General features: G+C 48.3%; 20 protein-coding genes. 10 read left to right on the top strand and 10 right to left on the bottom strand.

What is annotated here, in order from left to right:
- Window positions 1-10 precede the first annotated feature (10 nt).
- Complete coding sequence (locus M0R47_RS08890; protein ID WP_292553294.1) at window positions 11-796, top strand: hypothetical protein; 786 nt, start codon at window positions 11-13, stop codon at window positions 794-796.
- A 97-nt stretch (window positions 797-893) separates the two neighbouring features.
- A complete protein-coding gene (locus M0R47_RS08885; protein WP_292553291.1) occupies window positions 894-1235 on the top strand; it encodes a zinc ribbon domain-containing protein YjdM in 342 nt (113 codons plus the stop codon).
- Window positions 1236-1425: 190 nt separating this feature from the next.
- On the opposite strand, the gene glp is transcribed toward M0R47_RS08885, so the two are convergent.
- Window positions 1426-2670, bottom strand: coding sequence for a gephyrin-like molybdotransferase Glp (gene glp, locus M0R47_RS08880; RefSeq protein WP_292553288.1), 1245 nt, complete (start codon window positions 2668-2670; stop codon window positions 1426-1428).
- Window positions 2663-3190, bottom strand: coding sequence for a molybdopterin-guanine dinucleotide biosynthesis protein B (mobB, locus tag M0R47_RS08875; protein WP_292553285.1), 528 nt, complete (start codon window positions 3188-3190; stop codon window positions 2663-2665). Before mobB ends, glp begins: the two co-directional genes overlap by 8 nt.
- A 187-nt stretch (window positions 3191-3377) precedes the next feature.
- On the opposite strand from mobB, the gene M0R47_RS08870 reads away from it, so the two are divergent.
- The 3 genes from M0R47_RS08870 to rpoS are packed head-to-tail and all read left to right on the top strand — an operon-like array spanning window position 3378 to window position 5800.
- Entirely contained in the window at window positions 3378-3875 is a 498-nt protein-coding gene (locus M0R47_RS08870) for a DnaJ domain-containing protein (protein ID WP_292553283.1), read from the top strand.
- 6 nt (window positions 3876-3881) lie between these two features.
- Window positions 3882-4772 (top strand): peptidoglycan DD-metalloendopeptidase family protein, encoded by an 891-nt coding sequence (locus tag M0R47_RS08865; protein WP_292553280.1) that lies wholly within the window; start codon window positions 3882-3884, stop codon window positions 4770-4772.
- Window positions 4773-4813: 41 nt separating this feature from the next.
- Entirely contained in the window at window positions 4814-5800 is a 987-nt protein-coding gene (rpoS, locus tag M0R47_RS08860) for an RNA polymerase sigma factor RpoS (RefSeq protein ID WP_292553278.1), read from the top strand.
- Between the two features lie 188 nt (window positions 5801-5988).
- On the opposite strand, the gene M0R47_RS08855 is transcribed toward rpoS, so the two are convergent.
- Together M0R47_RS08855 and M0R47_RS08850 are read right to left on the bottom strand one after the other, a co-directional pair.
- Window positions 5989-6861, bottom strand: coding sequence for a carbon-nitrogen hydrolase family protein (locus M0R47_RS08855; protein ID WP_292553275.1), 873 nt, complete (start codon window positions 6859-6861; stop codon window positions 5989-5991).
- Complete coding sequence (locus tag M0R47_RS08850; protein ID WP_292553272.1) at window positions 6851-7450, bottom strand: GNAT family N-acetyltransferase; 600 nt, start codon at window positions 7448-7450, stop codon at window positions 6851-6853. Before M0R47_RS08850 ends, M0R47_RS08855 begins: the two co-directional genes overlap by 11 nt.
- A gap of 202 nt (window positions 7451-7652) precedes the next feature.
- Between M0R47_RS08850 and M0R47_RS08845 the strand changes: the two genes are divergently transcribed.
- The 3 genes from M0R47_RS08845 (at window position 7653) to M0R47_RS08835 (ending at window position 12849) form a co-directional block, all read left to right on the top strand.
- Window positions 7653-9356, top strand: coding sequence for an exo-beta-1,3-glucanase (locus M0R47_RS08845; RefSeq protein ID WP_292553269.1), 1704 nt, complete (start codon window positions 7653-7655; stop codon window positions 9354-9356).
- 431 nt (window positions 9357-9787) lie between these two features.
- Window positions 9788-10558 carry an MBL fold metallo-hydrolase gene (locus M0R47_RS08840; RefSeq protein ID WP_292553266.1) on the top strand — a complete coding sequence of 257 codons (771 nt, stop codon included), beginning with the start codon at window positions 9788-9790 and terminating at the stop codon, window positions 10556-10558.
- A gap of 2 nt (window positions 10559-10560) precedes the next feature.
- Entirely contained in the window at window positions 10561-12849 is a 2289-nt protein-coding gene (locus M0R47_RS08835) for a bifunctional diguanylate cyclase/phosphodiesterase (RefSeq protein WP_292553263.1), read from the top strand.
- A 49-nt stretch (window positions 12850-12898) separates the two neighbouring features.
- On the opposite strand, the gene M0R47_RS08830 is transcribed toward M0R47_RS08835, so the two are convergent.
- The 3 genes from M0R47_RS08830 to rapA all read right to left on the bottom strand — a co-directional run bounded on the left by M0R47_RS08830 (window position 12899) and on the right by rapA (window position 18171).
- A complete protein-coding gene (locus M0R47_RS08830; RefSeq protein ID WP_292553260.1) occupies window positions 12899-13993 on the bottom strand; it encodes a DnaJ domain-containing protein in 1095 nt (364 codons plus the stop codon).
- A gap of 36 nt (window positions 13994-14029) precedes the next feature.
- Complete coding sequence (locus M0R47_RS08825) at window positions 14030-14863, bottom strand: S1-like domain-containing RNA-binding protein (RefSeq protein ID WP_292553258.1); 834 nt, start codon at window positions 14861-14863, stop codon at window positions 14030-14032.
- Between the two features lie 440 nt (window positions 14864-15303).
- Complete coding sequence (gene rapA / locus M0R47_RS08820) at window positions 15304-18171, bottom strand: RNA polymerase-associated protein RapA (protein WP_292553255.1); 2868 nt, start codon at window positions 18169-18171, stop codon at window positions 15304-15306.
- A 272-nt stretch (window positions 18172-18443) separates the two neighbouring features.
- Here rapA and M0R47_RS08815 point away from each other — a divergent pair, with 272 nt between their 5' ends.
- Together M0R47_RS08815 and M0R47_RS08810 are read left to right on the top strand one after the other, a co-directional pair.
- The gene (locus M0R47_RS08815) at window positions 18444-18764 is read left to right on the top strand and encodes a hypothetical protein (RefSeq protein WP_292553253.1); all 321 of its coding nucleotides are present in this window, start codon (window positions 18444-18446) and stop codon (window positions 18762-18764) included.
- A gap of 82 nt (window positions 18765-18846) precedes the next feature.
- On the top strand, window positions 18847-19239 hold the full coding sequence (locus tag M0R47_RS08810; RefSeq protein ID WP_292553250.1) for a glycine zipper 2TM domain-containing protein: 393 nt from the start codon (window positions 18847-18849) through the stop codon (window positions 19237-19239).
- Window positions 19240-19441: 202 nt separating this feature from the next.
- Here the strand turns inward: M0R47_RS08810 and M0R47_RS08805 are convergent, their stop codons facing one another.
- From M0R47_RS08805 to bamC, 3 genes are all read right to left on the bottom strand, one after another.
- Complete coding sequence (locus M0R47_RS08805) at window positions 19442-20362, bottom strand: PilZ domain-containing protein (RefSeq protein ID WP_292553248.1); 921 nt, start codon at window positions 20360-20362, stop codon at window positions 19442-19444.
- 125 nt (window positions 20363-20487) lie between these two features.
- Complete coding sequence (gene purL / locus M0R47_RS08800) at window positions 20488-24366, bottom strand: phosphoribosylformylglycinamidine synthase (RefSeq protein ID WP_292553245.1); 3879 nt, start codon at window positions 24364-24366, stop codon at window positions 20488-20490.
- Between the two features lie 91 nt (window positions 24367-24457).
- Window positions 24458-25102, bottom strand: a complete 645-nt coding sequence (gene bamC, locus M0R47_RS08795; RefSeq protein WP_292553242.1) for an outer membrane protein assembly factor BamC — start codon at window positions 25100-25102, stop codon at window positions 24458-24460.
- Window positions 25103-25105 lie beyond the last annotated feature (3 nt).

Here is a 25105-nt window from a genome sequence, read left to right as displayed (position 1 = left end):
GAGATTCACTTTGAAAAGACTTTTAGCATTGATTTTCATAAGCCTGCTGAACAGCAGCGCGTTTGCCGAAGATACGATTATTGAAGTGATCCCCTTAACCAACCGGCCGGCGTTCGAGATATTGCCGTTGCTTGCTCCGTTGCTTGGCAATAGCGCCCAGCTGGTTGACAACGGCTCCAACCTGCTGGTCAAAACCACGCCCGACCGGCTGGCTGAAATCCAGTCCATTGTCAAGCAACTGGATGTGCGCCAGAGCAATCTGGTGATTACCGTCATGCAAAGTAGGCAGACAACCGCAGAGGAGTTGAATGCGGCGGCCGGAGTCCAGCTGAATGCACGGGGGGATGCGCCATTAAGAGTCGGCGGCAGGATGATCGGCCATTTATACCAAACCCAGGACAAGTACGCCGATGAGAACACCCAGACCGTTCGAACGATGGAAGGCGTACCGGCTCATATCAAGGCGGGAAATATCTATCCGAGACAGTTTTCCTCATCCTACGGCTACGCCACGGCAACCGACCTGACCGAAGCAACGACCGGTTTTGCGGTCATGCCCAGACTGGCAGGAGACCAAGTCATTCTTAGCGTATCGCCTTGGTCGGATAAAATGAACGGACGGGGGCAGATTGAGACCCAGAACGCGGAGTCAACCATCAGGATTAATCTTGGCGAATGGGTGGAGCTCGGTGGAGTTGGCGAAAACACGAGCAACACCAATAACGCGCGGGTCAATACGCGCCAAGTCGGCGAAAGCCGGATGCATATTTTGGTTAAGGTTGACCGGGTGGATTAGTCGATGAATGGAAAAAAATGGCCAAATCTGGCATCATATGTCTTCGATAGACTTTGTATCCCACAAGGTTGAAACACTTTTAGATTAAGGAAAAACAATGAGTAATCTCCCTAAATGCCCTGCATGCGGCTCAGAATTCACCTATGAAGACGGCAGCATGTACGTTTGCCCTGAATGCGCACACGAATGGTCAAAAGATGGGGCAGCCGAAGATAACGCCGATGCTCTTATCGTTAAGGATGCAAACGGCAACGTGTTACAAGACGGGGACACCGTAACCGTAATCAAGGACCTCAAAGTCAAAGGGTCATCATCAGTTGTTAAAGTCGGTACTAAAGTCAAAATCATCCGTCTGGTCGAAGGCGATCATGACATCGATTGCAGAATTGAAGGCATTGGCGCAATGAAGCTTAAATCTGAGTTTGTTAAAAAAGCCTAGAGCGTAGCGATAGCCAGCAGGATGGGTTCACTTCGTGCTCTAACGAGTCACTGCGTTCTCGATCGCCGTTCCAGACACGATTCTACCTTCTGCATTCCCCACAGGGATGTGGGGAATGCAGGGAAATGACTGGATCATTTCCTGTCCTTGCAGTCGCACCCATCCTACAACCCTCAAACATATTGCGCCGCTATATGAACAAACTAAACGGCTCAACCGTTACTCTCTCCCCCGCCTGCACGCCTTTACACTTTTCAGGCAAGACGATATAGCAGCCGCTTTGACTCATGGAACTGAGAATGTTCGAGCCTTGCTGGCCCGCGGAAGCGACAAAGAATTCGCCCTGCTCATCTTGACTAAGAATGCCGCGCTGATACTCCTGGCGTCCGGGAGCTTTTTTTAACGCGCTGGTGCAGGTCGCGGCAAATCTTAACGGCTTGACAAACCGCGCACCGGACAGTTGCCTGAGTGCCGGCGCTACAATCTGCTGAAAGGTTACGACAACAGCAACCGGGTTACCGGGCAACCCGAAAAAGTAACACCGTCCTATTTTGCCGAAAGCCAGGGGTTTTCCTGGCTTTATCGCAAGTTTCCAGAAATTGACTTCCCCGCTATTTTGCAGGATTTCTTTGACATAATCGGCTTCACCGACTGAGGCGCCACCGGTCGTTATGACCGCATCATAATTTTTTGAAGCTTTAATAAAACTATCTTCAAGTAACTGTTTGTTGTCTGGAATAACACCCAGATCGGCAACGCTGTAGCTGGGATCTGATAATAGTCCGCCTAACATAGCGCGATTGCTGTCGTATATTTTCCCTGGTTCCAGCGGCAGTCCTAATGGAGTCAGCTCGTCGCCGGTCGAAAAATAGGCGATTTTCAACCGGCGTTTGATCGTCACCTCGCCAATACCGGCAGAGGCCAGTAGCCCCAAATCGACGGCTGTCAGCTTTTTAGGCTCGGCTATTAAACAGGCTCCTTGTTTTACGTCTTCGCCTATTTGCCTGATGTTTTGCCGCACTCGTGTGTCGGCCGGAAAATGTATGGTTTGTCCCTGAGCCTGCACTTGTTCTTGCATGATGACTGAATCGGCCTGTTCAGGCACAACCGCGCCGGTAAAAATCCTGATGCATTGCCCCGGTTGCAGTTGCCCCTGAAATGGCCGACCGGCCCAGGAAGTTCCGGCCAAAGCTAGCGTGAATGCCTGCCCGTCGGCTCTGTCCCGGCTTGCAAAAGCATAGCCATCCATAGCCGCATTCCGGTCATGAGGAATGTTGATCGGTGAATAAACCGGTTCAGCCAGTACCCGTCCCAAAGCGTCTTTCAACGCTACTTTTTCCGTACTCGGTACAGGACTTACAGCGGCTTTAATTCTGTCCAGCGCGTCGTCTATAGATAATAATGGTCTGGATTCTTGGCTGCATGCATCAATCATGATTCTTCATAACATGGTTTCGGATAAAGGCGGCGATCATTTCGGGCCGGTTCAATTCCAGTTGCGGCAAATAGTCTGGCACATCCAGCGCTGCATCTGTGGCTATCGCGATAATGTCCGGGTCGTTTGGGTAAAGCAATGGTTTTTCAAGCGAGGGCCGATGCAATTCAATTTTGGGAAATTGTTCCGTTCTAAAGCCTTCGACCAGGATCAGGTCCAGCTCGGATTGATCGACTTGCTTCAACTGATCATTCAGCCTAGGCTCTTGTTCCGGGGTAAACTCGCTAATAATCGCGCGCCGATAGCGGGATACCAGCATCACAGGCGAAGCGCCGGCCTTCCGCAGGCGAAAGCTGTCTTTTCCAGGCTGGTCAATTTCAAAATCGTGATGACTGTGTTTGATCAGACCGATACGCAAACCGTCTTGTTTTAAAAGTGGGATCAATTCAGTCAGCAACGTGGTTTTGCCGGTTCCGCTTGCGGCAACAAAACCTAAAACCGGAATTCTGGCATTCTGCATATCAACCAAACTATTAGATTGTTATCATAAGACATCATATTTTAAGGTATTATTTATCCAAACACCAAGGATACATGGCCGCAACCGCTGCTTCGGTCTTGCGAAATTCCCAGCCCTCAGGATAGTCAGAGGTAGGCAAGGAGTTGGGGTGCAAGCCATTGGATCGGTCTTAATTCAGGAGTAAACCTTGATTCGCATTTTTCTGATTTTGTTATTTATTATCATCGCATATTTTTGGATGCGTCCGTTTTTAAAAACGCCGCCCGCCGTATTGACCCGTTACATCAAGGTCTTACTTCTATCCGTTACGGGGCTTATTGTTGTTTATTTGGCCGCAAGCGGACGCTTAAACTGGCTCTTTGCTCTGGCGAGCGTGTTTATCGCCTTTATGCTCCGCTTGATGCCGGTATTGTTGCGCTATGCGCCGTACTTGCACCGGTTATGGTCGGAATTTATCGCTACAAAACAAAACACCTCGCAACGGCAGAATAAAGCCGGCCCATCTAAAGGCACTATGTCTATTGAAGAGGCTTATGAAATATTAGGCTTGAAGATGGGCGCATCGGAATCTGAAATTATTGCCGCTCATCGCAAATTGATGCAAAAAATGCATCCTGATCGGGGCGGCTCGGATTATTTGGCTGCAAAAATAAATCTGGCTAAAAAGGTTTTGTTAAAAAAATAACCCGCTATGACTTCCACCTTTTCAAAGCTTATTTTCCTGGCAATGCTGTCGGCTTTATTGCATGGCTGCGCCTCTGTCAGCCCTAACTACGCGCCAGTCAACACTCATTATCCTAAACCTCCAAAAGACGAGGCAAAATATTATCAGGTAAAAAAAGGCGATACTTTATACGCCATAAGTTTGATCTATGATGTGGATTATCGGCAATTAGCGCAATGGAACGGGATTGCTCCACCCTATACGATAGAAATAGGCCAAAAAATAAGGCTCTCCGCCCCGAATCCGGGAAATACCCCCCTACATGACCACATGGATGCGGGAGTACAAAAAAAATCAAAGCAGAGCATCACGGCGGCAACAGCGGCAAACAGAATCAGCTTACGGAAAAGCCCCGCCGTTTCCTTAAATACTAAGCCCAATCCAGTCTACAGACCCGCATATAAAACCCGCCCCTTTAATAAAATTTCTGAAAAAACCGGAAGTAGTCCACAAAAAAAATCAATTATTTCAATTGATAATGCAAACATGTTAAAGTTAAACTTTCAATGGCCGATAAAAGGAAAAGTTTTAAAATCTTTTTCTCAAGCCGACAACAAAGGCATTGATATAGCTGGCGCTATGGGGCAGAACGTGAGCGCAGCTGAAGGAGGTAAAGTTGTATATAGCGGACAAGGCCTGATTGGCTACGGTAATTTGCTGATTATCAAGCACAACGATTTGTATTTAAGCGCTTATGCAAATAATAGCCAATTGCTTGTCGCAGAAGGATATACGGTAGAAAAAGGCGAGGTTATTGCGAAAGTTGGACAGGCTGGATCAAACAAAACATTGCTGCATTTTGAAATAAGAAAAAACGGAAAACCGGTGAATCCACTCAATCTTTTACCGGAAAAATAATAAAAACCATTTCGGCTTGGACCGAACAACACGAGGTTATCATGAAAGCAGAATTAGTTGAGCTATTGGACGATGATGTTTGTGTATTATTTAATGACGACTTGCCTTTTGACGATGAACTCCAAGCAGATACCGCTACCGGCAGTGAGGCATTGGATATTGATGAGATAATTACTATTGAATCGCGGGAAGATAAGAGCATGGATGCGACGCGAGTTTATTTAAATGAGCTGGCGCGCTCACAATTACTGACCGCTGACCAGGAAAAAATCTACGGTTCCAGAGCCTTAATGGGCGATGAGGCTGCCCGCAAGATAATGATCGAAAGCAATCTGCGCCTGGTCGTTAAAATCTCCCGTCGTTACCTGAACAGAGGCCTACCGTTACTGGATTTGATTGAAGAAGGCAATCTTGGCTTGATGCGCGCAGTTGAAAAATTCGATCCCGAAAGAGGCTTTAGATTTTCAACCTATGCGACCTGGTGGATTAGGCAAACGATTGAGCGGGCCATCATGAATCAGACGCGAACCATTCGTTTGCCGATTCATATCGTTAAGGAAATGAATACCTACCTTAAAGCCCAACGCCATTTGGCACAATTACTCGATCATGAACCCAATGCCGAAGATATAGCCGGACATTTGGACATCCCGGTTAACAAAGTTGAAAAAATGCTCAAGCTTAATGAACGGGTTACATCCATTGATATACCGGGCGGAAAGGATTTTGACAAACCGTTAGTTGAGTCGATTTCTGATGGCGAGAGCTTATCACCCGCCGATAAAATACAAGAAGACGGCATTAGAAATAACATGGCCAAATGGATTTTTCAGCTTCCTGAAAAACAACGCGAAGTTATTTGCCGTCGCTATGGACTGTGCGGTTATGAAGGCTCAACGCTTGAACAAGTTGCTCAGGAACTGGGCGTAACCAGGGAGCGTGTTAGACAGATTCAAATGGATGCCTTAAAAAGAATGAAAGAAATTCTGGAATTTAACGGCTATTCTTCTGAAGCGATCTTTAATTGATGTTGCGCTTGTCACCGCAAACGACTGCATGGGGTAGTTAGTAAGGAACTAAACCTGTCCATGCAGTCGTGCAATATCCGCATGCACCACATCCCTGTGGATTATGGAAAAGCTATCCCTCAAAAAGAGTGGAGCAATACCGAGACATACAGAAAAGCCGGAATACAACTCCAGCTAGACTTCCCGTGTTACCGACACCCAACAAATGCATTTTGCAACGGCCAATCCCTGTAATTAAAAACCTGGCCTTGTTCCCTGACCGTGCCGCAAGCGCTGAGCGAGACTTCGGCAATAACCCATTGCACGGTATTAAGCTTGCCCTCCGCCAGGATGCCGTTATCCGGAAACCCCCGATCCACAGGCGTATAAACAGCCGCCGCACCGATATTAACATCCACCGCTTCAGACCACGGCGCATTGCCTACCAGCGTAGATTGAACGACATAACACTGGTTTTCCAAAGCTCTTGCCTGACAGCCTATTTTAACGCGATGGTATCCGGCCACAGTATCGGTGCAACTGGGCACTAAAATCAGATTCGCTCCGGCCTCAACCTGCTTTCTCGCCAGCATCGGAAATTCGCTGTCATAACAGATGTTAATGGCGATTTTCCCGTATTCGGTATTAAAACATCTTAGTTCCTCGCCTTTCTGGATCAGCCATTGCTCGTTTTCAAAACGAGTCATCATCAACTTTTCCTGATAATCAAACTGACCACTCGGCATGAACAGGTAAGCCCGGTTCCGGTAAGCACCGGAGCCCATTTTTACCGGAAACGTGCCCGCTTGAATGATACATTGGTATTTTTTAGCCAGCTCCCGGAACAAATCCAGATAATCATTATGCAATGCCTGCATCGCGGCCAATTGCTTGCTTAATGATGAATAAATTTCCTTGCCGAACAGCGAGGCCAGTTCCATGCTGGCATACTCGGGAAAAAGCAGAATCTTCGCGCCCTGCTCCGAGGCTTCAATAACCCAGCGTTCAGCTTTTTCTTGATACTGCTGCCAGCTTTCCAGGAAACTGATGTCGTATTGAGCGGTTGCAATTTTAATGTTCATGTTTCAACCAAAAAGTCATAGGCTTAGGCGTTTCATCCACATCATCCAGATCTTTCCAGATATAGGTTGTGTTAAGTTCGGGATGCTTGACGTAACCGCGTTTGGTCCAGAATTGATCCAATGGCACATAATCGGCTGGCCGTCTGGGATGATCCGCAGGTCGCTCCACACAACAAAAGCAAATATACTTGAAGCCGCCCAAATCTTGCGCATGAGCTTCCCTCTCCTCAAAAAACCGGACGCCGATACCCAGGCCGCGATAGTTCTTGTCCAGCACCGATTCGCTGCAATAAAAAACCTCGTCGAGATTATAGCCATGGTCAAGAAACGGCTTTTTCAACTCATCGGTTTCATATTTCATCGGAATCGCTGTTGATGCCCCGACCACTTTATCGCCGTCGAACGCGATAACAATGACGCTTTCGGGGCAATTGATATAAGTCTGTAGATATTTTTTTTCATACTCGATATTTCCGTCATATAGGTACGGGAAATCGCGAAACACTTCTATTCTAAGCCGGGCGAGTTCAGGAATAAATTGTTCCAGAGCGGGACCGCTCCATCTTTCAATACGGATATTTTTAGCCATAACATTACATAAGCAAAAAGATGCGCATTTTAGCTGAATGCAGATGATTTGCGTATACTAAGTCGTAAAAATTCAGTTTTGCCCAGCTCTCCTCAGGGGCTGTCCATATTATTAGCACGGCAATTATGAGACAATGTAACAATGATTTACTTGGCGCATTTCATTACGCCTTTTTTAAAATTCTTGTGCTATTGATTTATTTATGAAAATTGCTTCATTCGCAGTATTGGTTGTGTTGCTTAATGGTTTGTTGGGCTGGTCAATCAACTTACCTCAAGATGTAGGACCGGACGTTCCCTCAGGAAAACTCAACAGTCTTTCATTCGCTCCGTTCCACGAAGGCCAAGGGCCTTTGGATGAAAAATTCCCCACTCCAGAACAAATTGATGACGACTTGCGTCTGATGGGTGAAAAAACCCATAGTATCCGCACTTATGCCAGTGCGGAAGGCAGCATGCCTATCATTCCTTCCTTAGCCAAAAAGCACGGCTTGAAAATGATTCAAGGCGCTTGGCTGGGCGCTATAAAAGAAGACAATAAAGCGGAAGTCGCCGAACTCATCCGTTCCGCCAACGCAAACCCCGATGTGGTCAAACGGGTTATCGTCGGCAACGAAGTGCTGCTGCGCGGCGACCTGGATTCCAAGAAATTGATTGAATACATACGGGAAGTCAAACGCTCGGTCAAACAGCCGGTTTCTTATGCCGATGTGTGGTCCATGTACATGAAGTATCCCGAGTTAATCAAGGAAGTGGACTTCATTACTATCCATATCCTGCCCTACTGGGAAGATGAGCCTATCACTGTAGATCAGGCTCCGGCGCATATCGAACGCATTTTCAAGCAGGTTCAGCAAGAAGCCGATACGATTTCTCCCGGCAAACCCATACTGATCGGCGAGTCCGGTTGGCCGGGCGAAGGTCGTCAACGCGGCTGGTCGGTGCCTAGCGTGGTAAATGAAGCGAAATTCATTCGCGCATTGATTGAAGTCGCCAATAAAAACGGCTTCGATTACAACATTGTCGAAGCCTTTAACCAATCATGGAAAAGCGAGCTTGAAGGCGTGGTTGGGGCAAACTGGGGACTTTATTCGGTTGATCGTAAAGAAGTGTTTCCTTTAACCGGTCCGGTCTATGAAAATCCCGATTGGCTTAAAGGGGTTATAGCATCAACGGCGCTTTTTCTAGTCATCGTTGCTTACTACTGGAAGTCGTTGCAATCATTATCCGCGTCGCGTATTGCGTTGTTTTTATTATTCACGCAATTGCTTAGCTTGTTGCTGGTCAATATGGCAGAGAGCCTGTGGTATACCAGCTATAGCGACTGGCAACGTTTACAGACGGTAATAACCGTGGGATTGAACGCCATCCTGGCCTGCTTGATATTGCACCGCGGACATGGCCTGTTAGCCAACAACGAAGCCAACCTGAAATTCGGCGCATGGATATATACGCTGTATATATTCTTTGCCGGATATGCCATTTATAAAACTTTCGGCCTGGCGCTGGATGGGCGCTATATCAGCTTCCCTACAGTAGCCGTTTATATCCCGGTTGTCGGCATGTTCGGCTTAGCAGCCTTCAGTTATATGGCCGAGCCGCCGTGGTCGTTAAAAGCCTTTGAGATTAACCGTTTAGCTGGACACAAAAATAGCAAGGCCGATCACGATAAGATAGTAGGCTATGCGCTGCTGGCGGTAGGCATGACCCTTGTCATCTGGGAAGCGAAAGCTTTCATAATAAGCCGCGATTTTATCCTTGCGTACCCCACCATCAGCGAGAGAATGGGCGTCGCTTTTATTTTCTCATTGACCAATTATCAGCTGATAATGTGGCTAATGTGTCTGGCTGTTCTCGCGCTGCCGCTTCTGGCCCGCGATAATAATACCGGCAAGCCACTAGAGTAACAGAGGAAGCATGTCCCAAGGATGGGGATAAAGAGCTATACAGGAGCTTACTGCCAACGACTGCACGGAAACAGGAGAGCCAAATTTATGGATGAAAGTTAGAACCGCTTCTGGAAATGCATCCAAAATGCCCGATAATAAACGCTTTACGACTTACAAGGGCAGATTTTGCTCCGTGCAAAATCTGCATTCTCATATCCCCGCAAAAAATGCAGGGGCAATAACAATGATGCGCCGATAAAGAACCCGATGCATTATTGTCACTAACCGACTGTTTTATGGCGGCTAGTTCCCATCATAAGGTTGCGCCTGCAATATATACTTCCCTAACTTCCTTTATTAAAAAAGACTATCGCTATACTTTTTTTAATAACCTGAAGTAAACTAGGGAAAATATAAAAATTACAACCTAGCAGGATATTAGGGAAAATATGCGCAACATTAAATTATTTGAATCCGCTGACCACCGCTTTATTTTACTGAACGAGAGTGAACCAGGCGAAGAAGACGGGGTACGCTCCAACCAGTATTTGATTACCCATTTTAATGACGGGGTGTTGCTTGATCCGGGAGGATTTGGGGTGATGCCCCAGGTATTGACGGAAATGTTGCGTTACGTCGTACCGGAGCAAATTAAAGCTATTTTTCTGTCTCACCAAGACCCTGATATAGTCGGCGGCCTATCAACCTGGCTGGAGCTGTGCCACTCGCCAGTCTATGTTTCCAGCATCTGGATACGCTTTTTGCCCCACTACGGCTTAAAGGACATGGCGCGATTTGTTGGAGTGCCCAACGAAGGCATGGATTACGAGCCTTCCCCCGGCTTTAGATTAAAAGTAGTACCCGCACATTTCTTGCATTCCGAAGGTCAGATTAATGTCTATGACCCGATTTCCAAAATCCTGTTTACCGGCGACATCGGCGCAGCAATGTTACCCATGGATAAAAACGATGCATTTGTAGACGATTTTGCCAGCCACATCCCTTACATCAAAGGATTTCACCGCCGTTATATGTGCTCTAACAAGGCGATACGATGCTGGCTAGATACCATTGCCGGCTTGGATATTGCCATGATTGCCCCTCAGCATGGGCCAATTTACCGGGGCGCCGCAGTGCAAGATTTTCTAAACTGGCTCAAAGACTTGCAGTGCGGCATTGATTTAATGCAATCCGGCGGACGCTTCTCGTTAGGGGATTAAGCATGAATAATTTCTCGCATAGTTGCAAGGATGCGGGGGAAATTCTCCCAAGAATGAAGGAAGTAGAATCGCTTCTGGAACAGCGATCAAGAGCATCAACATTAGCCGCAGTTGCCGAACCCAGCCATCTGGAGGCATTACGTTTCAGGGCTATCAGGCAGATTGCCGAGATCTTAGAGAATCAATCACATACGCAACGCTACGCAATGAGCTTGTCGGACCTTAACCACAACGTCCATCAAGAGATTGTCAGTAAACTACTGGCGGCTATGGCCACAATGGCTACCGACAATTCCGCCGCGATGATTGCCATGATCCCTACGATTTCACAGATCCTGGATACCTGTTCCCGGCTGGATCAAAGTCTGGACTTATTATTCCAACAATGCAGTGAGCAATGGGCATCCAGCGATCAGCATATCCAACACCTGCTGATCGAGTTTAATCAAACCTTGCTGGAGCTGTCTTCTGTTTTGATTGAAAAAGACTTGCTGGAGCGGCAAAGCCGGGTGTTGGAACGTATTATCTTGTCGCACGAACACATTTCGCAATGGAAAGAGTTTGTGCAAGAAATCCTATCGGATTTTTATGCCATCTTCCCGTTTAACTTTTTTTATATCGCTTTTGCGGAAGAAAATGGCTTGTCTTTGTATTTGTATTATCTGGGCCAGTGTTCGGAAGAGGCGCGCGCACGAGCGCGCGGTTTACTGAGCCAACAGATGCTTCAAAGCATTGGCTCCCCTCCGGAAGCGGCGGTGGATATTGAAGAATTTAATATCCAGTGCGGAGCTGATATCAAATCAGATCACAATATTCGTATGATCAGCGTGCCTGTACCTGATCATGCGCCCAATTTGGCCGGTTTATTGGGCGTCGCTTACGCTGCTGAAAATAACTTATCAGCGCAGGAAGAAAGCGTCATCCGCTCAATACTCGCCGTCATGGTCATGGTGGTGGGTTCCAGCAAAGTATTGTCGCGCACCTTACTGGAGCTTGAGTACTACGCTGTGCATGACCCCCTTACCGGACTGCATAACCGTCGCCAGTTTAACGATATTCTAAGCTATGAAATTGGTCGTTCCGAGCGGCATAAGCATGAGTTTAGTGTACTGATGCTTGACCTCGACAATTTTAAGGACATCAACGACTCCTACGGCCACCCTACCGGCGATACAGCATTGTGTGCAATCGCCAGTGCCCTGCTTGAACATACCCGAAAAGGCGATTTGTGCGCCCGTATTGGCGGCGATGAGTTTGCCATTATCCTGACTGAAACCGGTCCCGAAGGCGCCCGGGTTGTCGCGGAAAACGTAAGCCGCGCACTACGGGAAATGGCTATCACATCCGCGCAAGGCAGCCGCTTTCATTTGACTGTCTCCATAGGCGTGAGCAGCTACCCTGTCGATGGAAAAAACATAGATACCTTGCTGGAAGGTGTCGATGCCGCCATGTACAAAGCCAAAGACATGGGTAAAGATAGCGTCTGTACCTTTGACGCAAAGGCAACACGTATCAGCATTCGCGAGACGCGCGATAATGCGGAAAACCTGCGCGAAGCCTTAAAGGAAAGGCGTATTGTTCCCTATTACCAATCGATTGTTGACTGCCAATCCGGCGAGCTATATGCCTTTGAAACGCTGGCCCGGCTTAAATCCCCAACGGGAGAAGAAACGACCTCGGCAGCCATGTTTATCGAAACCATCGACAAATACGGCATGGCGCGTGAACTCGACCTCGCTATGATCAACAACTCTTTTGCGGCTAAGCGCGCCTGCATGGATACCAACCGCCCGGAAGCCAATGCGAAAATATTCATCAACTTATCGGTGCAGGAGATTCAGGGCCGTGGCATTTTAGGCTATGCCGAAGAACTGTGCCAAAAGCTGGAACTTCCTCCCGAAAGCATTGTTTTTGAATTACTGGAACGCGATGCAATTGGCGACATGACCAATATGCGCCGATTTCTCGCCAATTTGCGCCGCAAAGGCTTTGCTTTTGCCTTGGACGATTTTGGCACAGGGTATAACTCATTTCATTATTTGCGTGAATTGCGTTTCGAGTATGTCAAAATTGACGGCGCATTTGTACGTAACATTCTGACTTCTAAAGTAGATTATGCCTTGGTTCGTAACCTGTCCCGATTATGCCAGGACATAGACATTCTCACTGTTGCCGAGTTTGTCGAAAACCAGGAAATTTGGGAGGCGCTCAAGGACATGGGCATTAATTTTGCCCAAGGCTATCACATTAGTATCCCGATGCCGGAAATGAAGCAAACCTTCAGGCCGTAATTGAAGCCCTACACAGCCTCAGAAATGATCCCTGCAAGCCACAGGAACTTTATTGCTCCAACAATTTTAAAGCGGCGACAGCCTCCGTCAACCCCTGCTTTGCTGCTTTACGATACAAAACAGCAGCCTGTTTGCTATCCTTTGCCACGCCCACGCCGTTTGCATACATATCGCCCAGATTGTATTGAGCATGTGCGTCGCCCTGTTCAGCCGCCTTGCTGTACCAGGAAACGGCCAAGTTATTATCCTGTGCCATGCCTTGTCCTTTTGCATACATCAATCCCAGATTAAACTGCGCCACAGCATCGCCCTGCTCAGCGGCTTTGTAACACCAATAAATGGCCGAATGATAATTCTGCGCCACGCCTTTTCCAGTCGCATACATAAAGCCCAATTTGGTTTGCGCTTCCCTATGCCCCTGCTCGGCCGCCCTGGCTAACCAGTCAGCGGCCTGTTTATCGTCTTTTGTTACGCCTTGTTGATTAGCGTATATCAAACCTAACTGAAACTGCGCTTCCGCATTCCCCTGCTCCGCCAACTGCAAATAAAGCGGTAATGCTTTTGCAGTCCGGCCTTGCCTGGCTAATTGCTTGGCTTTTTTTAATAGGCGCTCAATATCCTGATTAACTGGTGCCGTCGCTACTGTCTTTGTTATTAAGCCAGGCCCGTAAAGAGTCGTTGCCGCAAATACAATGACGACAAAACCTATGGCTCCAAGCATCAAATTTAATTTTTTTGAGCTTGGGATACTGATGAGTCGTACCTGATTGACGCCGGAACGGATGTTTGTCCAAAATTTGCCAATAGGCGTCAGATAGCTGGCAGGAACATTCTGAGGGGACGTTACCGGCGGCTCAACATAAGCTTTAGAGATAATCGACATTATCCGTTGCGCTTTATCGGTCGCATGATCTCTTTCTTGTTTGTTTATCCATCGATCATGCTCGGCTCTTTTGTCGGGATCCGATAAAACCGCGTAAGAGCCATTGATGATTTTCATTATCCGTAGCGCTTCATCATGCCCACCTATATATTTATCGGGATGATAATTTTGGCAGAGCGCCTTATAGGCAGCCTTGATAACGCTTGTCGGCGCATTGCGCGACACATTTAAGTTGTCATAATGGGTTTTAAATTTAGCCATACAACTTTCATTTATATAAGGTATTGTGCCCGCCGATCAATCAACAAGCTTGATCCCGTTTTTATCAATGGTGATTAATTGTTGCTTATATAATGCCCCGATAGCTTGCTTAAATACTTTCTTGCTTACCCCAAACGCGGCATAAATGGCTTCTGGCGGGCTTTTGTCGCTAAGCATCAATACCCCATTATTGGCTTTCAGCTTGGCTATAATGCTATCGGTCAGCGATACCACTTTGCCGTATCCAGGCTGATGCAGACTGAGATCAATTTTATGATCTTCCCGTATCTGCTTAATGTAACCCTCCATCTTTTGGCCTTTTTTAACAGGCCGGAATAGCTCGTTTTCGTACAGCATGCCCCAATGGCTATTATTGATGATGGCTTTAATGCCCAAATCGGTTCTATCGGCGATGATCAACGACACTTTTTGGCCGACTTCGAAGTCGACCGATTCATCGCTGAGCAATTTATCAATCTTGGTGGTTGCCGCAATGCGGCTCTGCTCATCGAGAAAAACCTTGACCAGATAAGACCGCCCTACTTCCATCTCATGGTATTGTTCACTGAACGGAACCAGTAAATCTTTGGGTAATCCCCAGTCCAGAAACGCCCCCACATAATTCAGCGACACGACTTTCAGCCATGCTATATCTCCCACTTCGGCTAACGGCTTTTTAGTGGTAGCGGCCAAGTGTCCTTCCGAATCCACGTAAACAAAGACATCCAGAGTATCGCCGACCTGGCAGTTTGCCGGCAATTTTCTGTCCGCCAGCAGCACTTTTTTTCCCGAACTGCCGTCACTGAGGTAAACGTCAGCGCCTTGTTGTTTAACTACGTTCAGCTTATTTATTTTGCCGATGTTTATCATAATTTATTGGGTAGATTGGGATTTAATATACGTAAAGATCAGTATTCAACATCATCTGGTAACTGAAATGAAATTTTGTTCACGAAAAAGCACGAAAGGCACGAAAATGTTTTAATAACGTATTCCGTTTGACTGTTGCTAGGGAAGTTACACCAACATAGCGCCCGCCTTACCTCCGGAAAACTCTTTGTTATACCCACACTTTATTCATTTTTCGTGCTTTTCGTGTCGCCTCGGCAACTGCTCCTGCGTTGCCTACATGGACAGATATTTGCTCCTGCAATATCTGCATTCACCACATCCCTGTGGATTATGTAGGTATTTAGCGTGAGCAAGGAGCGGAAGCTGCGCCTCGGCAACTGCTCCTGCGTTGCTCTACCTCCTGCATCCTTGCAGTCGTAGAGGCGCCTACTTTTGGCTTTCGTGGGCAGAGAGAGATATCAACTGGTAATCAAAAATCTCACCGCATCCAGTCTTAACTGCGCAGCCTGAATATTTTCATGCGCCAGCATGGTCATGTCCTTTAACTGTTCGATTTCTTCGGTCCTGATGGTCGGATTCACTTTTTTCAGCCTGACCAAGCGCTTAATTTCATTGCTTAACGATTCCAACATGGTTTGGGTCGCCTGATCGACTAGCTGCTGCATTTCGGCTTTGGCTTTTTGCTCCGCCACGCCCAAAATGTTGATCAAGTGCGGCCGCTGGCTGGTTAAAAAAGCAATAATTTTGTGTTTGTCGAACTTAATGCCGGCTTCAACCAGATCGCGGTGGTCGATATCCGCACTTAAATCCTTTTGGTTTTGGTCGATCAGCACCCGGATCGGCGTATGAGGCAAGAATCTTCCGATTTGTAATTCGGCAGGTGCGCTGCACTCGACAATGAACAAACACTCCAGCAGAAACTGTCCGGCTTTAAGGTCATTATGCTTGATCACGCTGATCGCGGCGTTGCCGGTTTCACTGGACAGCACCATATCCATTGATGCGGTAACCACCGGATGCTCCCAAGTCATAAACTGCATGTCTTCCCGCGCCAGGGCAATCTGCCGGTTGACGGTGAAAGTCAAGCCGTCTTCGGTCAAGCCGGGAAAATGCGAAACGCGCAAATGGTCGCTGGGACGGACAATAAAGCAATCCGGCGAATGAAACTCGGTATCTACGCCGTAGCATTCAAAGACATCTTCCATATAGGGCCATAGCACGCCTTCTTTCTCGTAGGTATTCAACTGGGCAATCAGCTCATCGGCCAGTTCCTTGCGGCAGGAATTCAACTCCAGCAATTGATCGCGGCCGTTATGCATTTCCGCTTCAAGTTCAGTGCTGAGCGCCCGGGTCTTGGCGATAAGAACATCAATATCGGCTGGGTTTTTACTCTCCAAAACAGCCGCCAGCTCATCGTGCACTATATCCGCAACCCGCTGGGCGGATGAACTGTTACTGGCAAACGCATTCAGGCCTTCATCATACCAGCGGTACAACACCTCACACTCGGTATGCTCCAGGTAAGGCACATGAATCTGAATCACATGTTTCTGCCCGATACGGTCAAGACGCCCTATGCGTTGCTGCAATAAATCGGGGTTATTCGGCAAATCCAGCAGTATTAAATGGTGTACAAACTGAAAATTCCTGCCTTCGCTGCCGATCTCGGAACAAATCAATAACCGCGCCGCACTTTCAGGGTCGGCAAAATAAGCCGCCGCCCGGTCACGTTCGATAATGCTCATGCCTTCATGAAAAACGGCTGAGGCAATGCCCGCACGGTTTTTCAAGGCTTGCTCTAAGTCAATCGCTGTTTGTGCCTGTTTGCAGATCACCAGGGCTTTATCGCCAGCCAGTTGCTTGACCTTATTCACCAGCCATAGAAAACGCGGATCTTGTTGCCAATCATCGGTATTGGGCTGACCTGCCAACGCATAGCCGTAACGTTCCCGCTCGGGAAAGCCCTGCACAGTCTGCCGCGAATTCCTGAATAAAATCCGCCCGGTGCCGTGATGATCCAGCAGCACCGTAATCAGCGCATCACGTGCCGCCGCCGATTTTTCAGGGTCGTTCGCCGCACCTGCTCCCGGCAGGTCTGCGGCATACACACCATCCCTGGCGATAAGATTCTTCAGCAGGCCGTCGACGTTGTCATCTTTCAGCAGCGCGGTTAAATGTTGCTGCGCCTGTTCATCCAGCGCCTTGTCCGCAAGCAGCAATTTGGCCGCATTTGCCACCGGCTCAAATAATCGTTCTTCTTTGACAAACGCTGAAAAGCTGTAAAACCGGTCGGGATCGAGCAATCTTAATCGTGCGAAATGGCTTTCCTTGCCCAATTGCTCAGGAGTCGCCGTCAGCAATATCAGACTAGGGGAAATCCGCCCGAGTTGCTCCACAAACAGGTAGTCAGAGCTAGGCGCTTGTTCGCTCCATTCCAGATGGTGCGCTTCGTCAACAATCACCATATCCCAACCTGCCTCAATGGCCTGTTGTTGGCGGCGTGGATATTTAGAAAAAAAGTCCTGGCTGCATAGAACCAATTGCTCGGTCAGGAACGGATTATCGGCATTTGCATCATCTTCGACTCCCTCTGCGAGCATGTCGTCTTCGGCATAAGTATCGAGACAACGTGCTTCGTCAAAAATACTGAATCGCAGATTGAAGCGCCGGAGCATTTCTACCAGCCATTGATGCAACAGTGTTTCCGGCACGATAATCAAGACCCGGTTGCTCAAGCCGTTAATCAGCCGATGGTGCAAAACCAAACCGGCTTCGATGGTTTTACCCAAGCCGACCTCATCAGCCAGCATGATTCGCGGTGCAGACCGGTTAGCCGATTCATGCGCAATAAACAGCTGATGCGGAATAAGCGAAGCGCGACCGCCCAGCAAACCCTTAACCGGCGACTGCTGATGCTGCTGCAATCTGCGCCAAGTTTCATAGCGCAGTAAAAACCAGGCGGAAGGGTCAACCTGCCCGATAAACAACCGATCTTGAGGCTTGTTAAATTGAATATGATGATTCAGCTCCACCTCATCCACTTGGACTTCCTGATCATCCTCGTCTCTGCCTATATAAGTTATCAAGCCGTCTTTCTCGGTTAAACCGGTAACGGTCACTTTATATTCATCAATCGACTCGATAACGTCGCCTACCGAAAACCGGACGCGCGTTAACGGCGCATTATCTTGCGCATACATGCGCTTCTCGTCGCACGCCAAAAAAAGCACGGTGACCCTCTTGTGCGCCACATCAAGAATAAGACCTAAGCCGAGTTCAGACTCGGTGTTACTAATCCAGCGTTGGCCGGGGATAAACTGTTCCATTTATTAAAATGCCATTAAGATTGGGTAAATACTGGTTCAAATACGCTAATATTATAAGCGACACAGCAGAATTATTCCGGCAATTAATTGGTGCGCGTAACAGGCGGCATTGTGATTCTAAAACAGGCTTTAACGCCTATAAAACGGTTATATTTTGTTAAGCGGCCATTAAGGTTAACGCGAATAATATGATTCCAAAGTTAATGACTGGACAACTTGCCTTGCCGGGCCAACATAGAAGTAAACAAACCAATTATTTAAGGAAGAAACCCATGAAAAAATCGTTTTTTTTAAGTCCACTGTTTGTATTGGCAGTCATTCACTCGTCTATATCCTACGCGTCTGGGGGGGAAGGCCGCGGTCATGGTCATGCCAGAGGGCATCACAAACATCATCATTCCGATGAGGCGAGGTATTATCCGGAGCCGCACCGGTATTCAAACCATCAGGATCCACGCTCGCACCAAGGTTTGGCTGGGGGCGTGGTAGGTAGCGTATTAGGCTACGAATTAGGAAACGGCGATCCCATTGCTACCGGATTGGGCGCTGCCGCCGGCTCTTATGTCGGCAACGGAGTCGCTGGAAGACGCTAACTCGATTTGATTTAAATGACGTATCTATTAGCTTGATTTTGTTAACTTAACAACAAACCAAATAATTTAGAGAGAAAATCACATGAAAAAGTATCTTTTTTTGATTCAATTAGCTGCCGTTGCGATGCTGTTCTCACCCACATCTTACGCTGATCGTGATCACGGTCACGGTTGGGGGCATCATCACGGTCATGGTCATCATCATGGTCACCATCACCACGACTATTACCCGCAACCACAGGTCAACTATTACCCAGCGCCGCAAATTAATTATTACCCACAACCCCAAGTTAATTATTATCAGCGGCAGGCACAGTATTCACCTGATCCACGCTCACACCAAGGATTGGCTGGAGGCGTGATAGGCAGTGTTTTTGGCTATGAACTAGGTAGCGGCGATCCTCTGGCTACCGGTTTGGGTGCCGCCGCCGGTTCCTTTCTGGGTAATGGAATGAGCGGGGGATACGGCAGATAATAATCCAACTCTGCCAGAAACGTTTGAGCAACTAGACAAGCAATACCGGGGATTTAGTTTCAGGCTAAATCCCCTTACCTTAACCAGGCAATCTCCAAAAGCTCCTCGTTAGACTCCCTAAACCCAAAGTACATGCCACGCTCAAGCATATCAAGAGCAATTGAATAACTTTCAATTCAACCTTTAGCGCTGTTTTTGCCCACTACATACCAAAAAGAATATAACCAGTAATGACTGTCGCACCGATTAAAGCCAGTTTGACTTTATTGACTAAAGACTGCTCATGCCAGTAATAAAGCAGGCTTGATTTCTTCCGCGACACGTAGACAATCAGGCTGTTTTTACAGCGCTTATACAAAAACGGCAATCTTTTTCCTATAGAATAGCTTGCATAGAGAGCGACAGACAAAAGAATATAAAAAACAATTACTTGAGTTTGCTTCAGATTGGTATGAAAAAGATGTTCGACGAGGTGATCGAGAGCGGATTCGATAAACTCAAACGTAAGATGGCAGAGCTCGAGCAAATGCTCGAACAAGAAATGAAACACTTCAAACAACAAGCCAAATACAACATCCGGCGCTAAGATGACTGTAACGGCAGCCGCCAAGATCAATCCTCTGCCCCGGTTTTGTCGCAACCGTTTTTTTTCTACATACGAAGTTAACATCTCCCGGTCTGCGTCTTGCATATCGGTAAAATGGGCGCCAACCAGATAAGGATACTGACTTTCGTACGGGTTGCTGCTCTTGCAGTAAACTACCTTACAGCAAGCCATGATGGCTGCCATGCTGGACAGCAGCAGTATCTTGATCAGCAGGTAATCGCCTTCTTGAAGCGCTTCTTCACAACTAAAAGCTATACCGCTTGCGCTGATATTAACGTTGAGCGTGGCATGTTCATTGAGTTCCGAGTCTAGTGTCCTGAAACCCGGCAGTATTTTCTTCGGGCTGGGCAATAGCCGTTCTGAATCCTGTGCCGGCCTTTCAGTATCTGAAGCCAATGAAAAGTTAGTAAAGGTAGGGTTCGGTTCGGCTGCCAGTTTTTCATCTATTTTCGTATAAGACAGATTAACTTCGTCATAAATTCGAAAAAAAACTCTCCGATTGTTATTTGTCGCCATGCCGACCTCACCCATAATCTACAACCTCTAAACTTTTTATTGCTAGGATTTGATTACACTTCTTAGACTTTACACAGGCATGAGCGGATCATTCTGCTGTGCTCCTGGCTGATGCTGACAAGTCCCTAACCTACCCAAACCCTGGCATTTCTGAACATACGCATCCACGCGCCATATTCACCCCAATCATCCGGATGCCATGAATTTTGCAGGGCTCTGAAGCAGCGCTCCGGGTGCGGCATCATAATAGTAAATCGCCCATCCGTAGTGGTCAGGCCGGTTATACCGAACGGCGAACCATTAGGATTGGCAGGAAATTCCGTAGTCAATTCCCCATAGTTATCGACATAGCACAAAGCAACTGCGCCTGCTTCAAGCGCAACCGCAGGATCTACGGCAAATTCTGCGCGCCCTTCGCCATGCGCAATAGCTACCGGCATCCTTGAACCTTCCATCCCGGCAAACAGGATGGACGGCGATTTTTGCACTTCAACCAATGCCACGCGCGCTTCGAATTGCTCCGAGTTGTTGCGCATAAAGCGCGGCCAATGCTCAGCGCCGGGAATAATGTCTTTTAATCCCGACATCATCTGGCAGCCGTTACAAACGCCTAAACCGAAGGTATCCGGGCGCTGGAAAAATGCAGCGAATTCATCACGGCAGCGCGGGTTGAACAGGATCGATTTTGCCCAACCGCCGCCTGCGCCCAGGACGTCGCCATAAGAAAAACCGCCGCAAGCCACCAAGCCGGTGAAATCGGCCAAACTCACCCGGCCATGAATAATGTCGCTCATGTGCACGTCAATGCTGGTAAATCCGGCGCGGTCAAATGCCGCCGCCATTTCTACATGGCCGTTAACGCCCTGCTCCCGCAATATTGCGACTTTAGGCCTAGCTGCATGTTTAAACCGCGCAGTCACGTTTTTGCCGACATCAAAAGTCAATGCGACATTCAAACCGGGATCGGCATCATCGGCGATGCGCTCAAACTGTTGCTGCGCACATTCCGGGTTATCGCGCAAAGCCTGCATTTTATAGCTGAGTTCAGACCAGATGCTTTGCAGTTCAGCCCGGCCGGCAGAATATATCATTTCGCCCCTATGGCGAATATTCAGTTGCTGCTCGCCGGTATTGACTTTGCCGATCACATACGTGCAATCGATCAGTCCCGAGTGCTTCAATAGCTCCTCGACATCCTTGCAATCGCTCTGCCGTACTTGTAAAACGGCACCCAATTCTTCATTAAACAATGAAGCCAGCACATCTTCGCCCAGACTATCGAGCGCCAGGGTCACGCCCAACCTGCCAGCGAACATCATTTCCGCAACCGTAGCCAGCAAGCCGCCATCGGAACGGTCATGATAGCTGAGCAGTTTATTCTGTACGTTGAGTGTTTGTATTGTATCGAAGAAAGCTTTCAACAGGCTTGCATCGTCCAGATCGGGACATTCATTGCCGATCTGGTTGTAAACTTGCGCTAGCACTGAGCCGCCCAGACGATTTTTTCCGGCCCCCAGGTCAATCAGTATCAAAGCACTGTCTTCATCGGGTACGCAACGCAATTGCGGAGTCAAGGTAAGGCCAATATCGGCAACCGGCGCAAACGCGGTAATCACCAGCGACAATGGTGCGGTCATGGTTTTTTCTGAATCGGCGGTTTCATCCTTCCAGACCGTTTTCATCGACAAGGAATCCTTGCCCACCGGTATCGCGATACCCAGCGCAGGACACAATTCCATACCTACCGCTTTGACGGTATCGAATAATGCCGCATCTTCGCCCTGATAGCCGGCTGCGGCCATCCAGTTGGCGGATAGTTTGATTTTTTTCAATGAATCAATGCTGGCAGCGGCAATATTGGTGATGGCCTCGCCTATCGCCATACGGCCTGATGCCGGTGCGTCGATAACCGCAATCGGCGAACGCTCACCCATTGCCATCGCTTCGCCGGTCACGGAATGAAAGCCGACTGCGGTAACCGCAACATCGGCCACCGGCACTTGCCAAGGTCCGACCATTTGATCGCGGGCAACCAAACCGGTGACCGAGCGGTCGCCGATATGGATCAAAAAGCTTTTATCGGCGACAGCCGGGAATGCCAGAACGCGCTTAATCGCTTCATTCAGCGTGATGCCGCTAACATCCAGCGCTTGAGTATTGGCTGGAACATGCTCGACATTACGGTGCAGCTTGGGCGATTTACCGAACAACACTGACATCGGAATATCGACCGGCTTGTCGCCGAGCAACTCGTCGTTCAGCAATAAATGCTCTTCTTCAGTCGCCTCGCCGATGACCGCAAACAAGCAATGCTCGCGTTCGCAAAAGGCGGTAAATAACTCCAGCGATTCGGGTTTAATCGCAACCACATAACGTTCCTGCGCTTCATTGCACCAAATCTGCATCGGCGACATGCCTATATCGGCATTCTGCACATTACGCAATTCGAAACGGCCGCCGCGCTCGCAGTCATGGATAATTTCCGGCACCGCGTTGGATAAACCGCCCGCGCCAATGTCATGAATGGACACAATCGGCGTATCGCTACCCATCGAATTACAATGATTGATCACTTCCTGGCAACGGCGTTCCATTTCGGGGTTTTCCCGTTGCACCGAGGCGAAATCCAAATCTTCCGAACCCGCGCCGGACGCTTGCGATGAAGCCGCGCCGCCGCCAAGGCCAATCAACATCGCAGGACCACCCAGGATGATGATCAACGAGCCGGCCGGTATCGCGTTTTTCTTCACCAGCATAGGCCGGATGTTACCCAAGCCGCCTGCGATCATGATCGGTTTGTGATAGCCCCTAAACTCATTGTCCTTGCCCGGAACCGCTTGCTCAAAGCTGCGGAAATAACCGGTCAGGTTGGGTCTGCCGAATTCGTTATTAAAAGCCGCGCCGCCGAGTGGGCCTTCCAGCATGATGGTCAATGCCGAAGCGATACGTTCGGGCTTGCCGTTATCCGCTTCCCAAGGCTGGGGGAAACCAGGAATTTTTAAATGGGACACAGAAAATCCGGTTAAACCGGCTTTGGGCGAAGAGCCGCGGCCGGTCGCGCCTTCATCGCGGATTTCGCCGCCGGAACCGGTAGCCGCACCCGGATAAGGTGAAATAGCGGTAGGATGATTATGGGTTTCGACTTTCATCAGCAAATGCGCGTCTTCTTTGACATAGCCGTATTCGCCGGTCTGCGCATTGCGTATAAAAACCTGCTCGGTTGAACCGGCCATGACCGAGGCATTATCGCTGTAAGCCGTCAAAATGCCCTCCGGGCTTTTTGCTGCGGTATTACGGATCATCTTGAACAAGGTTTGCGCCTGCTCTACCCCGTCTATCGTCCAGTCGGCATTAAAAATCTTGTGCCGACAATGCTCGGAATTGGCCTGGGCAAACATCATTAATTCAACATCGGTCGGGTTTCTGCCCAAGGTTTGAAAGCTCTCGGTCAGATAATCGATTTCATCATCGGACAAAGCCAAACCCAGGTCGGTATTGGCGCCAACCAAGGCGTCACGACCCTGTTCTATTATGGCGACACTCTGCAACGGCTTAGGCTGATGATGAGCGAACAGATCCGGCTCGCTATCGCCGTCCACAACGGTTTGAGTCATCCGGTCATGCAATAACGCTTTTACGGAAGCCGGTAACGGCTGATTGACATCCAGCGTGTACTCAATACCTCGTTCGATACGCTTAACTTCTAACAACCCACAACGTTGGGCAATTTCGGTGGCCTTGCTGGACCAAGGCGAAATCGTGCCTGAGCGCGGCACAACCAGCAGACGTGGCCCTTGAATATCGGCATCCGCTAGAGCGGAACCGTAAGCCAGTAACTGCTTTAAAATCCCGGCTTGGTTATCATCCAGGTTAGTGTCAATATCCACAAAGTGAATAAACCGTGTCGAGACAGCCTTGATAGCGGGTTCTATGGCTTGAAGTTCAGCCAGCAGTTTGTTAATGCGAAAGACAGAAAGCGCGGAAGTTCCAGAGATTTTTAACATGTGAAAAAAGATATAAAAGGTACAGTGTGCAAGGAGCGAAATGCACGTACAGGCTTTTCAGCCTTTTAACATGCAGTTCGCTCCTCATGTATTACTTAGCCAAATCAGCCTTAATAGTGTTGTGCAAAAGCGTCAACAAACTTAAGCTGCCCTCGTCAGCTACCGGTTTTTGTTCGTTGTCCATGATAACAACATCGGTCTGCTGGATGTCGTTTTCTACCAATTTGAGAACATACTCTTGTTCATTAGTTTCAAATCCTTTGACGAAAAAAACAACCTCGTCCCAAACAGACCCGTCTTCCACTTCCTTGCTGTTCGGGTCATAGAGGACGTGAAACAGCCCTTCTTCCTGATTGCGATTAGTCACTTCAATAAAGTTTCTGCTTAATGCTTTGCCAACCATGCGCCATGCAGTTACGGGAGGGGCGCCAATACGTAATCGCTTTGTTCCCTGATCAGCGTTAACCAGTTCAACCGGAATTAATTTCCGCTCTACAGTCGGAGCGGGCTCAGGCGACGGATCGGTGGGGGCAGCATCCGCCGCTTCAGCAACAGGAGCGGCGGGAGCATTTGTGATTGAACCGCCTCCGAGATCAGGCGGAATCGTCAAGGGTGGAATTTCAGTCGTAAACTGATAATCTTTTTCTTTATCCGGAAATAGATTCTTTATGTAAGTGCAGGCCGATAAATTGGCCAAAACAACAATAATAATAAGCGCCCTGGCTTTAGTTTTCATAAA

It is taken from the genome of Methylobacter sp., from assembly GCF_023227905.1.
Classification (GTDB): domain Bacteria; phylum Pseudomonadota; class Gammaproteobacteria; order Methylococcales; family Methylomonadaceae; genus Methylobacter_A.
The sequence above is the reverse complement of the archived record's forward strand: the minus strand, read 5'-3'. Positions and strand labels throughout refer to the sequence as shown.